The 14,911-nt window shown below is 38.6% G+C and carries 9 protein-coding genes and 1 tRNA gene; all 10 read right to left on the reverse strand.

Features of this window, described 5'->3' with window-relative positions; all coding sequences use genetic code 11:
- Window positions 1–286 precede the first annotated feature (286 nt).
- Window positions 287–4,918 carry a FlgD immunoglobulin-like domain containing protein gene (locus QME58_05860; protein ID MDI6803356.1) on the reverse strand — a complete coding sequence of 1,544 codons (4,632 nt, stop codon included), beginning with the start codon at window positions 4,916–4,918 and terminating at the stop codon, window positions 287–289.
- A gap of 175 nt (window positions 4,919–5,093) precedes the next feature.
- Window positions 5,094–5,561 carry a tRNA adenosine(34) deaminase TadA gene (gene tadA, locus QME58_05865; protein ID MDI6803357.1) on the reverse strand — a complete coding sequence of 156 codons (468 nt, stop codon included), beginning with the start codon at window positions 5,559–5,561 and terminating at the stop codon, window positions 5,094–5,096.
- A 10-nt stretch (window positions 5,562–5,571) separates the two neighbouring features.
- Window positions 5,572–8,655 (reverse strand): PAS domain S-box protein, encoded by a 3,084-nt coding sequence (locus QME58_05870; protein ID MDI6803358.1) that lies wholly within the window; start codon window positions 8,653–8,655, stop codon window positions 5,572–5,574.
- A 15-nt stretch (window positions 8,656–8,670) separates the two neighbouring features.
- Window positions 8,671–9,237 carry a YfiR family protein gene (locus QME58_05875; GenBank protein ID MDI6803359.1) on the reverse strand — a complete coding sequence of 189 codons (567 nt, stop codon included), beginning with the start codon at window positions 9,235–9,237 and terminating at the stop codon, window positions 8,671–8,673.
- 5 nt (window positions 9,238–9,242) lie between these two features.
- Window positions 9,243–11,201 (reverse strand): TonB-dependent receptor, encoded by a 1,959-nt coding sequence (locus QME58_05880; GenBank protein MDI6803360.1) that lies wholly within the window; start codon window positions 11,199–11,201, stop codon window positions 9,243–9,245.
- Between the two features lie 2 nt (window positions 11,202–11,203).
- On the reverse strand, window positions 11,204–12,895 hold the full coding sequence (locus QME58_05885; GenBank protein MDI6803361.1) for a GspE/PulE family protein: 1,692 nt from the start codon (window positions 12,893–12,895) through the stop codon (window positions 11,204–11,206).
- Between the two features lie 17 nt (window positions 12,896–12,912).
- Complete coding sequence (locus QME58_05890) at window positions 12,913–13,242, reverse strand: zinc ribbon domain-containing protein (GenBank protein ID MDI6803362.1); 330 nt, start codon at window positions 13,240–13,242, stop codon at window positions 12,913–12,915.
- Window position 13,243: 1 nt separating this feature from the next.
- Entirely contained in the window at window positions 13,244–13,636 is a 393-nt protein-coding gene (locus tag QME58_05895) for a response regulator (protein MDI6803363.1), read from the reverse strand.
- Between the two features lie 22 nt (window positions 13,637–13,658).
- Entirely contained in the window at window positions 13,659–14,762 is a 1,104-nt protein-coding gene (locus tag QME58_05900) for a response regulator (protein MDI6803364.1), read from the reverse strand.
- A gap of 10 nt (window positions 14,763–14,772) precedes the next feature.
- A tRNA-Arg gene (locus QME58_05905) sits at window positions 14,773–14,846 on the reverse strand.
- Window positions 14,847–14,911 lie beyond the last annotated feature (65 nt).

A 14,911-nucleotide genomic window follows, 5' to 3' on the forward strand; every position in this document is an offset into this window, starting at 1 on the left:
ATTAATTTCGAATTTAACAATTTGTTCTACTATAGTTTGCTAACCCATTACAATAATATGAGTTTGTTACAATATAGGTTTTTTTTTTTTTTGATGCAAGGGTTTTTATCTAAAAAAAAATTATATTCAATAAATAAATACACGAATTTGGGTTACTTTAAAGGTTTTTTCATGAAATTAGTAATGTTTATGTGATTCTTGATACATTGAGAGGAATACACTCTACAAATCACGCTATTCAAGGGGTAGAGTTTTCAAATCTACCCCTTGGATAATAAGGATTATACTACTTTAGAATTGTGGCTTTCCTCACAAAACTTACAATTTTATTTTCCTGAGATTTAGCTGTCATCTTGATGAAATATATTCCACTTGGAACTGTATAACCTGCATCTGCCTGCCCATTCCATTCGAGCAAATGATTTCCGGCGGTTAAATTACCCGAGACGATGCTCGCTAATTTACGACCGAGTATATCATACACATCCACATTCACCTCAGCATTTTGTGGTAATGCTACGTTAAATCGTGTTGATGGATTGAATGGGTTAGGATAATTTTGTCCGAGTGAAAATTCCTGAGGTAATAATTCTTTATTTCCTACGCTTATCTGTATCGACTTTACATTTTCATCAGATATTTTTACGCTTCCTGAACCAGAAAGGGTTACTCCATTCTTGCTGCCAACAATTTCTGATAATTTGTAAACTGCCGAGTTTGCATTTTTCATATTCCAACTTATAGTTATTGGATAAACCGCCGAAGAAATTGTAACAGGGTACGACTCAGTTTTTTCGATGACTGCCGGGTGAATTTCAACTGAACGTTGCGATTTGAAACGAACATCGAAAATACCCGATGGCGATTGCGGTGGTAGTTCAAAGTATTCAACCGGGAAATTAGCATCATTCTTTGAACCGAAGTATAAAGTTTGTAACGAACCAACAGCGTCGGTAATTGTAATCGAGTTCAACACGTCCAAATTATATGATGTTTCGCTTATTTCTTTTCCTAATGCAGGAGGTAGATTTAAGTAAAGTTTTCCGCCTGTAGTAACCTTTACCCAGTATGCTTTTCCAGGTTCTATCGTAGTAGCAATTTGATATCCATTGTTGTAACCATAGTACGGAGAATTTATCACAACACCTATACTCGGCGTAATCTTATTGGTAGCGAATGGTAACGTTAACGAACCAATCATATTCCAGCCAGCTAACACCGAGACACTGTCGATTGTGCGTGGACTACCTGACATAGGAACACGTTGTGCGGATGGAAATTTCAACCAATAACCAACTGCATTTTCTAAAATAATTTTATTTACATAACTTCCCTCGTAAGCGAAGGCACTCGATGTAGCCGTTGGGAATAAAACTGCTTTACTATAATCGGCGACTGTTAATGGTACCGAAACCATATTCCAACCGAAAGCAACATCAACTCCGAATGCGCCGCCAATGTTATTGCTCGCATCGGCTGCTGTCCAGCGTGATAAATCATTAACGCCAGCCAACGAAACTGTTCTGTTAGTTGTATTCACAACTCCACCTCTTTCAGCCCAACTTAAACCGGCATCATCCGACTTGAAGAGTTGCAATGTGTTCGCATCTTGACCTGATAATTCGGTGTTGTCATATTTGAATACGAAGGCTGCATTTAATCCTGTGTTCAACGTTGGAGTGATATTAAAATATCGTAGTATAGAATTTTTTCCGTTTCCCGTTTGAGCAACACCTGTAACTCGTTCAACTACTGTTGAACCGGGCTCTGCACCAGCAGCATTAATCTCAATACCAATTCCACCAAAGTTGTTGTTTACTCCTTGCGCTACCGTTCGAGTAGTGCGTACCAAACCAACTATTGCATTTCCAGCCGATTCATCTATCATATCCCAAACCGACATAGTATCAACGTTCATACTTCGTGTGATGAGGAGTGTATCTAATTGAGTATCAGTTCTGCCAACAGTTATATTGGCAAAGATACCAGTCGCCGACCCAGCTACTGTTTGTTTTACAGCGGATGTATCGGCAGTTAAGCCGCCAAAAGCAACGTTGTATTTTCTTGAACCGTCCTGAGACTTTAAGTTAAGTGTTCCGTTGTTTGTTAATCCACCGCTCTTAATGTTTATAAATGCACTTTGACCGGGAGTAGTCGCGTTGCCGATAGTTAAGCTAGCACCAGATTCAACAGTTACACCACCACTCAACATTGCAACACCAGTTTCAGTAAAGTTTCCAAATGTGTTAGTAATGTTAGATGCCGGATTGCCTAAAATCATTGAACTATTCGATTTTACTGTAATGCTACGAACTGCCACACGAGATGATGTGCTGGGCACTGATACGAACGTCTTCGGATTTATACCATCGCCAATTATCAGATTCCCTAAACGCAATCCAGCTCCATTTTTCAATGAATCTGATGAGGCACCTAATAATTTCACGGTACCTTCGTTCATATTCAAACCTCCGTTTGCGTTGGTGGTAGTATTACTGGATGATGTAGAGACGTTCTTCATGAATACCAATGTGGCATCAGGATTATTATTGGCATCTAACTTCGGACGTCCACCACGATCAGTTCCGCCTCCTCCACCAGAACCACCAGAGAGTGTAAAATTTCCATTAACCGTTAGTTGTCGGACACCAGTCCCTTCGAATTGGAGCAGAGGACCAGAATTTATTGCACTCCCAGAACCCGTCATTGTTAAATTGTTGCAAGCTGCATTCGGAATATCGATTGTAACTGTAACGTTTAATGTTGTCATTGTAACGTTATCGCTGGCTCCCGGCACTATTACTCCAGACCATGTAGCAGGATTACTCCAATTACCCGATACTGCTGCCTCGAATGTAAGTGTAGTAACGTTTACTGTCGGCGACGATGCTATTGTAGTAAGCGTTCCACCTGAGGCGCGAGTTTTAGACGTGAATGTTGTGAGACCGCTTGAAGCAGGTGTATTGAGGTTAAAGATTCTGATTGTACCTGTATTTATATTTGTTACCGCTGCACCTGTGATTGTAATGATGTAAGGATTTTCCACCGAACCGTCGCCCGTTACTGCAGGAGTTGCCCCACTAAACCCGGTGCCCTCTAGTGCATACGAGCTTGTATTAGTCCACGTCCATGTTGATGGTATCTGAAAGCTAACGCCTTCAAGTGTGTGTATTCCATTACCAGTTACTGTAAGAGTTTCGGCAACTGCGGTTAAATTAATCAAACGTGAAGTTGGTGTAATAGTAGCTGTACCAGAGCCATCAGCCCCCGACAAACCAAAATCTTCCGCACTTCGTGGTTTGATTTCCAAAAATGTGTTATAGTAAGCCAGCACACCAACGGCATCTATTGGTGTAGTTGGAATTGTTCTGCCCACTATAGTATTTGCAGTACCATTACTTTCGATATAGACAGATATCGTATCGTTATCAGCTTCACGATATATATATGTTTTGCCGGCTGCGAATGTTCCGGTTGAGTCGGTACTCATACCAATAACCTTCACAACTCTCCCCTCATTGGCGTTAGATGCCGACTGCGTTAACGGAAGTGTTATTGTTGCCGGTGTAATTGTAGATGTACCGAGTGTTGTATCCACGAACGTGAAGTTTGGTGTTGTTAATTGAAAAGCGTTGAAACGCGCAGCTACGGTACCTTCGACTTTTGCATTCCTTCCAGCTTGTAGAGTAGAAGACATGCCAGTCATAAAAATTCGCATACCACCGGTTGCATCCTGAATATAGCTCGAACCGTTCGAAAATATATTTGCTGCTATATTAAGCGTTCCGTTGATTCTTGCACCATAACCGGTAACAGATGTAAGTGTCTTCGATTTTATAGATGAAATCGGTGCATCGCCGATAAAATAACCTTGTAGTGAAGTTGCAGTAGAAGTATATGCCCCCGAATCGTCGATTGCAGTTACAAAATATTCAACTAAATCTCCTGTTACTACATGCTTACTCGCTGGTATAACTGCCTGATATGTTGAGCCGGAAAGGACTGACATTGTAAATGATGAATCGTAATTACCGCCATTAACGCGGACAGCTAATTTTGCTGAAGTTATTACTCCGTCGTCACTGATAATAGCTTGAATGTTATTGGTTCCGCCAATTGCTGGTACAAACGTAACACGGGATACACCCGTGATTGATGGTGGTTGATTTACTCCAGTAGCAGGAAATACTGTTGCCCATGATGGACCAACTCTTATGCCGTCAACTACTATTCTTTGGTTCGCATCATATTGGCGCAAACAAATTCTTTCTATAGTTGCTTGTCCAGTACCAGAAGTTGTATGTTCTTGTGTACCTGCGTCTAATTCAGTTGCTGGAACTCCAGAAGCTTTTACCCAAAGACTTGCAGAACCAGTAGTTGATACATCATATTTTACTATAATAAGATAAGTTGTGGATGTATTGAAATCTGTAGGAGTTGCTGAATATGAAGCTGTACTAGTATTAGAAATTCCGAAATTTATTTTACCGCTAGTAACAGATGGTTTCACATAAATTCTTGCCGCAAAGCTGGTAGCGCTATTTCCAAGATGTAAAAAATAACCCGCTGTTCCGGTAGTTACATTAACAAGAAAAGAGTAATAAATTGTACCCGAAGATACAGTTGTAAATAATTTTGAAACATCTTCACCGGTATTCACTAATCTGGCAGCACTACCCTCTACAGCACCTGTAACTCCAGTTAAACCTGAATAACCAGAATAAGTCAGACCGTTTGAAGCTCCAACAGTAACTGGATTTGTACCGGAACCACTATGTGCTGTCCAACCATTATCGGTTAGTAGTGAATTGTCCGTATAATTAAAATTATCGAATGTAATTAATTGTCCCCACGCTGTTGTGCTTAGTGCCAAGCCCACTGCGAGTAGGATTGTGAATAGTTTAAAAAAGTTTTTCATATTTAAATCTCCTTTATTTAAAAATTATGTAAGTTATTTGCTTAAAGAAATTTTGTAGAACACTAATAAACGGGAGGCGACCAAATGTTACTTAATCAAAACATAGGTTTTAAGAATCTAAAGATGCAATCATCGCCTGATGACAGTGGAAATATAAACAATAAATTTAATTAAATCAATTGTTTTTTCTAAGATTTTTTATAAAAAAATCTTTTAGTACAGCGCCACATTTTTCTTCTAAAATACCGCCTTTTGTGTGTGTTCGGTGGTTAAGGCGGGTATCGTTCGTAATAGTGTAAAGCGATGTGCAAGCCCCGGCTTTTGGGTCGTAAGCCCCAAAGACGAGCAAAGGCATTCGGGCTAACACTATAGCCCCAGCACACATTGCACACGGCTCAAGAGTTACAAACATTTCACAACCCTCCAACCGCTGCGATTTTAAATAACCGGCTGCGGCTGTTATCGCAATCATCTCGGCGTGGGCTGTTGGGTCCTGTAATGTTTCGGTTTGGTTGTATCCCTTACCAATTATTTTTTCCTGGAAAACTACCACCGCACCGACGGGAATTTCATTCTTGTCGTAAGCTTTAACGGCTTCCTTCAAAGCAAATTCCATCCAGTGCTCGTATTTTTTATCAGCAATCAAATCTATTTCACACGTCTTTCGTGTCGAGCAACTGACGAACTTTTTTGATAATTTGGATCGGGTCGTAAGGTTTTTGAACAATTTCTTTAATACCGATTTTAAACATTTCCGACCATATCGGCGGGTCGAGATATCCGCTCGCAAAAATAATTTTAGTGTTAGGGGCGATATTCCTGATGTTGTTGTACATTTCCCAGCCGCTCATTTTAGGTAAACCGATATCAGAAAAGATGATAGCAATTTCGTTTTGATGTTTTTTGAAAATTTCTATGCCTGATTCGCCATCGAAGGCGGTCAATACTTTGTAGCCGCGCTCCTGCAGAATCTCTTTTACCAAATCGCTCAGCATCAGTTCATCCTCAACAACTAATATAGTTTCAGTTCCTTGCAGCAAACATTCCTGTTCTTGAATTCCTGCATCATCGGGAATTGAGTTGATATTGTAAGCCGGCAAATAAATGTTAAAGATAGTGCCGCTGTCAATTTCACTTTCGACATCAATAAAACCGTGATGACTTTGAACGACACCATAAACTACAGCAAGCCCCAAGCCGGTACCTTTGCCAATTTCTTTAGTTGTAAAGAATGGCTCAAATATCCGTAAACGCGTCTCCTCGTCCATTCCGTGCCCTGCATCGCTTACGCTGATACAAACGTACTTCTCTTTATTAACATTGGTAAATTTTTTAGAGAGAATTTCAGCCGTTACAAGAGAGGTTGAAATTTTCAAAACCCCGCCTTTATCCATTGCATCTTTAGCATTAAGCGAGAGGTTCAATAAAATCTGATGCACCTGATTGATATCAGCCCGGATTGCGGGAATACTTCTATCGAGGTCAATTTGAATTTCAATTGTTTTCGGGAATGTTTCGTTCAATAGTTTTACAAATTCTTCTATCACACTGTTAAGAGAAATTACAGCAGTGAGCAAATCGGTTTTGCGTGAGAAGGTAAGTAATTGTTTTACCATACCCGATCCACGCTGGACAGCTTCGGCAATTGCTTTTACATTTTTGAGGAAATTTTTCTTAACGTATTCATCCGACTCCATTTGCGAGGCATAACCCAACACAATGGCTAATATGTTATTGAAGTCGTGGGCAATGCCGCTGGCTAAAGTTCCTAAGCTTTCCATTTTCTGCGCTTGAAGCAATTGTCCTTCAAGGAGTTTCCGTTTTGTATCGTCGAAGATATACCCTTTAATGGTTAACAAATTGCCATTCGCATCGAAATCGCCTATCACATTTTGTACGGTATGCAGAATTCTACCATCAATCCGCCGCAGTTCCAGTTCCATATATTCAATTTTTTTAGAACTTTTTAGTCGAATTAAAAACTTTTGGAACTCTGATTCATTGTAAAATAAATTTTGCAAACTGCTGCTCAAAACAGAATCAATCGAGACGAACCCGAATATCTTAACGAATGCAGCATTACAGGTAATAATGTTACCTTCGGAGTTGGATATAAAATCGCCGGTTAAATCTTCCTCGAAGAAATTTCGGTATCGTTCTTCGCTTTGTATTAATTCAGCTTCTGCTTTCCATTTTTCGGTAATATCACGCGATATTGCAACAACGTGAGTAATGTTTCCGTTTGAATCTCTGTAAGGCGAGTGTGTAACATCAAAATACCGCAAACCGGTTTCGGGAAACTCGAACCAGGATTTGTAGTTAACAATATTTCCGTTGAACGATGCATCGAAATTCTTTTTTATTATCGTATCGAATACTTCGTTACCCCAGATGTCCGAAACTTTTTTCCCCAATATTTCTTCACGGCTTTTTTTATGAGCAATACAGTAAGAGTTGTTTACAGCTACATATCTGTAACCTGTATCAACCAAAGTCATATAATCGGGAGAGGCATTCACAATAAATTCATACTTGTGGAAAAATTCTTCAACTTTTTTACGCTCTGATATATCGGTGAGAGAACCTACGATAGCTACTGTTTTCCCATTACGCACTACTGGCGCCTCGTTCACTTCGACCCAAATTTTTCTGCCTAATTTACCTACAAGTTCAAGCTGATACGACGGTTGGACTTTGCCGATATCAATCGCCCTTTGTGTAAGTTGAATCCCTTTTAAGTTTTCCGGATTGTCTGTTAAAAGTTTAGTCCAGTTAAACATCGCCTCTTCCGGTTCGTAATCAAAAAACGTTTTTGATTGGGGACTGATATAAGTTAACACATGGTCAACAGAATGCGAATAGAAAAGGTTCGTACTGTGTTCAATGATGTTTCTTAATTTTGTTTCGCTTTCACGCAAAGCATCAGCGATGCGTTTCCGCTCGATAATTTCTAACTTCAATTCGTTTGTGCGTTGGTCAACTTTTGTTTCAAGGGATCGGTTTGCGTTTTCTATTTCGTCAAGTGCCTCCGCTAATTTATCGACCATAATGTTAAACGATTTTGCAAGTTGTCCAACCTCGTCTTCCGAAACGATAGTCGCCCGGCTTCTCAAATTTCCCGACGAAATATCTTCTACCGTATTTACTATCGAACGGAGAGGTCGTGTTATAACAGAACTGATACCTATTACGATAAAAAGACTTCCAAAAAAAATCAGCAGAGCTACAAAAGTAATAGCGGCGCGGCTTTTTTGGACCTCAGATTCGAGAACAACGAGTGAAAACCCGATTGTTAAATTTCCAATTACTTTATCCGTGTGATAAATAGGAACTGTTTTTTCGTAAATCATCCCGTCTCCCGTGATGCGGCTTCCGTTTACATTTTGTTTAAAAACATTTCTCTCGATATCCGCTAAGTTGTAAGCATAATACACTTTATTCGAGTCGTCACGCAAAACTATATACACAATATCTTTAGCCAGCCTTGCACTCTGAAAAGCTTCTTTAATTGTTTGCGTATCGTTAAAAAACAAAGCCGGACTTATACTGAAAGCAGTCATCGTTGCTATGCTATTCGCTTTGTCAACTATAGCTTTTGTAGCTTGCTCTTCAAATTCAGAAGGAAAATAGATGAATATAAAAACCGAAATTGCCGTTACTAAAAAAGAACTTGATATGATGAGTTTAGTGCGAAGTGAAAAATTTACAAATATTTTTTGAATTTTGGAAAAGAACATGTTTATATATTAAAATTATTTAATGACCTTTGCTAAATTTAATAGCTTCGAACTGAAATCTGCCCCCTCGGCTTTTATGGATTGTAAATTTATTATGATTTGCGGCTTTTCGGCTTTGATATCCAAACCGACAGAAATACCATTCTCAACATATTGTGGAACTCCGGTAATTGTTAAAATCTTGTGTGCTTGCGTAAGTTGAGTAACCATTTTAAAATCGATTGCACGCATCGGAGTGATATACAATATATCGATAGTATGTTTCAATAGATTGCTTTTGAGATTAGTTTCATCGGAATATTCTAAAGCAACAATATGCACAGTTAAACCGACGATAGAATCATGCGTCGGTGATGCTGTAGTAACGAATGCGTTCTTTACGTCTGAAGATAATTTAAAACCTTTTTGAAAGAGTATTCCGATACTTATCTCGTTGCCGGCACGGGTTTTTAGATTCCGGTCGAAAGTAAGTATTTTTTTGAACAAAGGGATTTGAATTTCGACAGGAACAGGCATTTCCTGTGTAAAAGAAAAACCGCGAGAGAGTAAAATTATTACTAGTATATAAAAAAAGTATTTCAAGATTTTTAGAACTTATATTCTAACGAAGCGATATAATTACGTCCATTCTGTTTAATACCGGCTTGACGATGTTCGAATCCGCCTGGATATTTGTAATCGGCATCGAATAAATTTCTTACTAAAAACGAAACTGTGAGCCTGTTAAATAACGGTTTTGTTTTAATATTTAGGTTGGATAATAAAAAAGGTTCGGTTTTCGTGCTATAAACTGTCAGTCGTTCAGTTTCCCACTGGACTTCTGTACCTGCATAAAAATATTCAAAGAGCGGAAAATTTATACCAAACTTAATCAGATGTTCAGGCGAATTTGTAAGTTTCTCATCGGTCTCTAATTTTTTTGTACTTTGTAGAGAATAATTGATATAGTAATTCAAATCTTGTTCTGTGCGCGTATTGATTCCGACCTCTAAACCGATTGCTCTTATGTTATCGACATTTCCAAAATATTTGAAAGAATCGGTAGTGTCAATTTTGATATCGATTAAATTTTTCATGTCGTAACGATATAAGGAAATTGTGCTGAATGTTTCATCGCTCATCCTTTGTTCCCATATTAACTCGCTGGTAGCAATCTTCTCGGATTTTAAATTATCGCTGCGTTTGAACTCGGAATAAGGATCGTGGTAATTTATTTCATAAACATTCGGAATCCGGAATGCTTCGCCATAAAGGAATTTAAGAGTGCTCGATTTTGCCGGCTGATAAATGATAGCGCCACGTGGCGATGTAAACATTTTAAAAATTGAGTACTTATCGAACCGTATTCCTAACGTAAGCGATAAATTATCAGTCGCTTGATGTTCGTTCTGTAAATAGAATGAAGTCAGAGATGAAGGAAAATTACCATCGAAGAAAATGGTATTTGGATTCCAATATTTAAAAATAGCGAGTGTATAATTTTTATATTCAGAACCGGCAATGATTCGATTTGAGGTAGTTAAATCCCAACAAAACTGAACTTCGCCGCCAAACCAACTCCCCTTACTTTCATCATAAGCAATCAAGTCATACTTGTATGTTCCTTTATAGGTATAGTTATCGTAGTATGCCCTGAGTAAAACAGTTTTATCAATATCAAACTCATTTTCGTATTTTAGTTCTATAAATTTGTATTCATCTAACGTATAAGCATCGGGATCATTAAATACTATATCATAAGCACCAGTCGGGATACCTTTTTTACGGGATGAGAATTTTCCGAGAAGCGACAAGTTGTTGTAGCTCAGTGTCGAGGTAAAACTAGCGAATTTATCCCAGTCTAAATTGTTGGCAATTCCGTAATTATTTACCGGGCTATCGTATTCCGGATAAAATTGATCTTCACCTTTAATATCGCCAATAGTTCCCGAAAAAGAAAAATCTAAACCATTAGCGAACAATTTACCATAGCGGGAAGAAGCTTTGATGTTCCGATAACTTCCGATATCAGCGTCAACCTGCAAACCGTCAATCGCATTCCCATTTTTTGTAATTATATTGATTACAGCAAACATTGCATTGCTTCCGAATAGGGCAGAACCGGGACCTCGTACAATTTCAATACGATCTACACTTTTTAAATTAATTCCTAATTCAGTTCCGATAGATGCCGAACCGTAAATATTTTCGTTTATGCTATGCCCGTTCAACATAAGCAAAATACGGTTATTGTAATCGGTGGGTCGGCTGAAACCACGCACACCCAGGTAACTGTAATTACGATCGTAACTGATGTAAAATCCTCTAATACTCTGCAATACCTCGGACAAATTTTGGTATCCAAATTTGCTAATTTCATCCGAAGTAATTACCGTAACTGAAGCGGGAATGTCGCTGGTTTTTTGTAAATACTTTGAGGCCGCACTAATTTTGATATTAAGAAGCGAATCGAGTGAAATTGAGGAAGCTAACAAATCGTCGCTTTGCCCAATAGCGTTTGGTATTAAGAGAAATGTTAGGAGTAAATATTTTACAATAATTTGCATATTTATCCAAGAACTCTGAATACTTCTGAAGAGGTAGTAATACCTGACAATACTTTTCGAATTGCTGAGTATCGGATTGTTCTGAAACCATTAAGATGAGCAGCTTCTTTTAACTTCATTAGTGGTGCGTTCTGGTAGATTAAATCTTTTAATCGGTCATCTACGGTAAGCAACTCGTGGACTGCGGTAAGCCCTGAGTATCCGCTGCCGCTACAAGACTTACAACCTTGTCCTTTATAAAATATTAATTCAGATTTATAACCGCAGATACCCAAGCGATTTAATTCTTCATCGGAAGGTTTATAGGATTGCTTGCAATCGGGACAGATAGTTCTTATTAACTGCTGATAGATAACTCCGGACAGAGTCGGTGCCAGCCAAAAGGGCGGGATACCGAGTTGGAGCAAGCGTGGAATAGTCCCGATAGCATTGCTGGACAACATTGTACTTAGAACTAAATTCCCATTTAGGGCAGCCTCTGCGGCTACAATTCCAGTTTCTACGTCTCGGATTTCACCTATTAAAATAACATTTGGTCGCTGCCGCAAAATTGATTTTAAAGCATCTGCAAAACCGAACGATTTATCAACTCCTGCATGTACCTGTGTAGCAAAATCGAGCTTAAATTCGATCGGGTCTTCAACTGTTAAAATATTTTTTTCAGCAACATTGAGTTGGTTAACTGCAGAATATAGGGTAGTACTTTTACCGCTTCCTGCAGGTCCAGTAATTAAAATCAATCCACTCGGTTTACTTATTAAATAGAGAAGTTTTTCCAGATTTCTGCTAGATAAACCGATATTTTCTATATGCCGGATCGAGGTAGTTTTAATAAATAGCCGAAGAGCGATCCTCTCACCATAAACTGAAGGTAAAAAATTGACCCTGACATCGATTTGTTGAGTTCCGATATTAGTAGTAAAGCCACCTTCTTGAGGTTTGCGTTTTTCAAAAGCATTTAAATCGGCTCGGGTTTTAAAAATGTTAGCAAAATTCTCGCTGAATTCCCGCGGAAGCGATATGAGTCTTTCCAACACACCAAACTTGTCGGTTCGCACTCGCAGCTCATTCTCCATCGGTTCAAAATGTATATCGTGCGCATCATTTTTTAGAGCTTTAATAATAATTTCTTCTGTTAAAACATCGAATGGCGGTAGCTTTCCGTTCCTTTGTGCTTCAATAATTCTATCTCTGCCAATCAACTTCATATCAAATTGTTCGAGACTAAATCTGCTTGTGAGCGTCTTGATTTCGTCAACCTTGACTCCTTTACTTTTAACAAGATTTCGGTAATTGGCTAACGTAATTCCAATAGGTATGATAACTCGCTTAGATTCTTGTTTTAATAAATCAATCAGTGGTTTATACGGCGGGTCAACGAATGCAACGGTCAACTCCATTCCTGTCAGGGTGAGCGGAATAATACGATACTTCAAGCAGGTAGAGTGGGACAACAACGGCTCCTTCAAAGTAATATGCCCTTCGTTGATCACGATTTCAGGTATGTCAAAAGTGGTTGCAATGCTTTGCTGAACAATCTCATCGGCAACTCCGATTTCATCGACTAAAACTTCAGCACAACCTTGAGTATGGCTTTCTTTTAGAAGCTTTAAAAATTTTTCGTATTTGAGTTTATCGATTATATTTAAAGCGAACAAATTTTTAGCTAACGTTACATCTTCATCATACAGCATGAACGAGCCCTTTCAAGTTATGATTTTTTGAACATTGAATCGATTTCAGTCTGTGAAAGTGTATATTTTTTTTCTTTCGTTTGAAAGTTGTCTTCTTCTAAAATTGCCTTGATATCTTCCTCTGAAAAATTTTCACCGACGAACAAACCTTGTCTGGTTTGTTTATGATTTAAATTTTGAATACCCTCCGGGCTCACTTTTGTAAGCATTCCGCAACCTCCACAGTAGATATCTTTTTCGCTATTAATAAAACCGCACGAATGCCTTTGAGTTGGTAGTGTTTTACCACAATGTAGGCAAAATAGCCGGTTGATGTTATTTTCGGTATTGCACGCTTCACATATCATATTAGTTCTCTCCTCTATTGCTTAAAATCTCTTTTACAATATTTAAAAAGAATTGATTATCGTATGGTTTTACAAAATAATAGAGCGCTCCTGCTTTTTTTGCGGCGCCTACATTTTCGGGGTTAGCAAGGGATGAAATCATAACTACACGCGCCTTCGGATTTATTTTCATAATATCCTCTAAAACATCCATCCCGTTTTTCTTTGGAAGCATTATATCCAAAACTACGAGATCGGGATTCAATTGTTTGAATTTTTCAACTGCCGATAATCCATCGGCTGCCGTAAATATTTTGGTCAGCCCCTCTTTCTTAAATAACGTTGTCATAATAGTTCGTATATAATCTGAATCATCGACTATTAAAATTGTAGAAGATAAATATTGCTCTGACATTTTTAGATTGCTCCTAAATAAATTAAAGTAAAATTGGGAGAGTGAATATATAGTAATTTCCTATACCTTCACTATTTTCAGCCCAGAATTTTCCACCGTGGGCTTCGATAATCATTTTACAGATTGTAAGCGACAAATTTTTGTTCAACACTATTTTATTTAATCTTGCCTGCTCAAAGCGATCGACTATCAAATTAAGTTCTTCCGGATCTATATGGTCTCCTGAATCTTTGACCGAACATTTTATGTACGTCAGGTTCGAATCCTTATGCAGTTCGGCAAACACTCCAACGTCGCCGCCTATAGGGGTTTGCGAAATAGCATGTCCGATTAATAATTGCAAAGCATGCATCAGTTGATAAGAATCGAACTCGAATTGTATATCTTCCTTGCAGAAAAATCTGTTTAAATTTATCTTCTGTTTCCTGATAACTGTATCGAGATGAGAAATACTTTGATTAATCGTCTCAATAATATTATGTCTCTCGCGTTTCAAGGTAATACTTTGAGGGTCGAATTTGGCAACGACTGCCGATTCCTGTAGAAGTCCGATATGTTCATCGAGTGCACTTATGGCTAATTGGATTATCTCCTTTTGATGTTCATTCAGAGTACCCGTTGATTCATCCGTCAGCATCAACAGCGGAAGTTTTACCGAGGTCGAATAATTTAAAAAGTCCTGCACTAACAGATATTGAAAATTCCGGTATAAATTTTCAGCTTCCCTTTCTGCATGGTACATCCTTAACAATGCCCTGATTCTTATTAAAAGTTCGTCGGTGTTGATAGGTTTATTGAGGAATTCATCCCCCCCCGATTCGAATCCTTTTTGAAGGGCTTCATGTGTATTTGCTCCCGTAAGAAATACGATCGGAGTTTTCAAGAATGCTTTGATTTTCCTGATTTCTACAGCAGTTCTGAAGCCGTCTAATATGGGCATGTGAACATCGAGGATTATCAGATTGGGGTTGAACGAATTGATTATTTTCAAACATTCAAGTCCGTTGGGGGCTTCGGCTGTTACGAACCCGGCATCAGTAAGACAACTTGCTAATAACATCCGCAGGGCTTCTTCGTCATCAACAACCAGTATCTTATCTTTGTTTTTCTCTTTTTTTGCTACCATAAAACCTTTGTGCGCCAGAAGGGAGTCGAACCCCTAACCCTCAGCTTCGTAGGCTGATGCTCTATCCAGTTGAGCTACTGGCGCGAATTAATTGTTAACTGAAGTTACGCAGAATTGACTTTTTGTCATGTTGAGCGAAGCGAAACATC

The sequence above is a fragment of the Bacteroidota bacterium genome, assembly GCA_030017895.1.
Lineage (GTDB): Bacteria > Bacteroidota > Ignavibacteria > UBA10030 > BY39 > JASEGV01.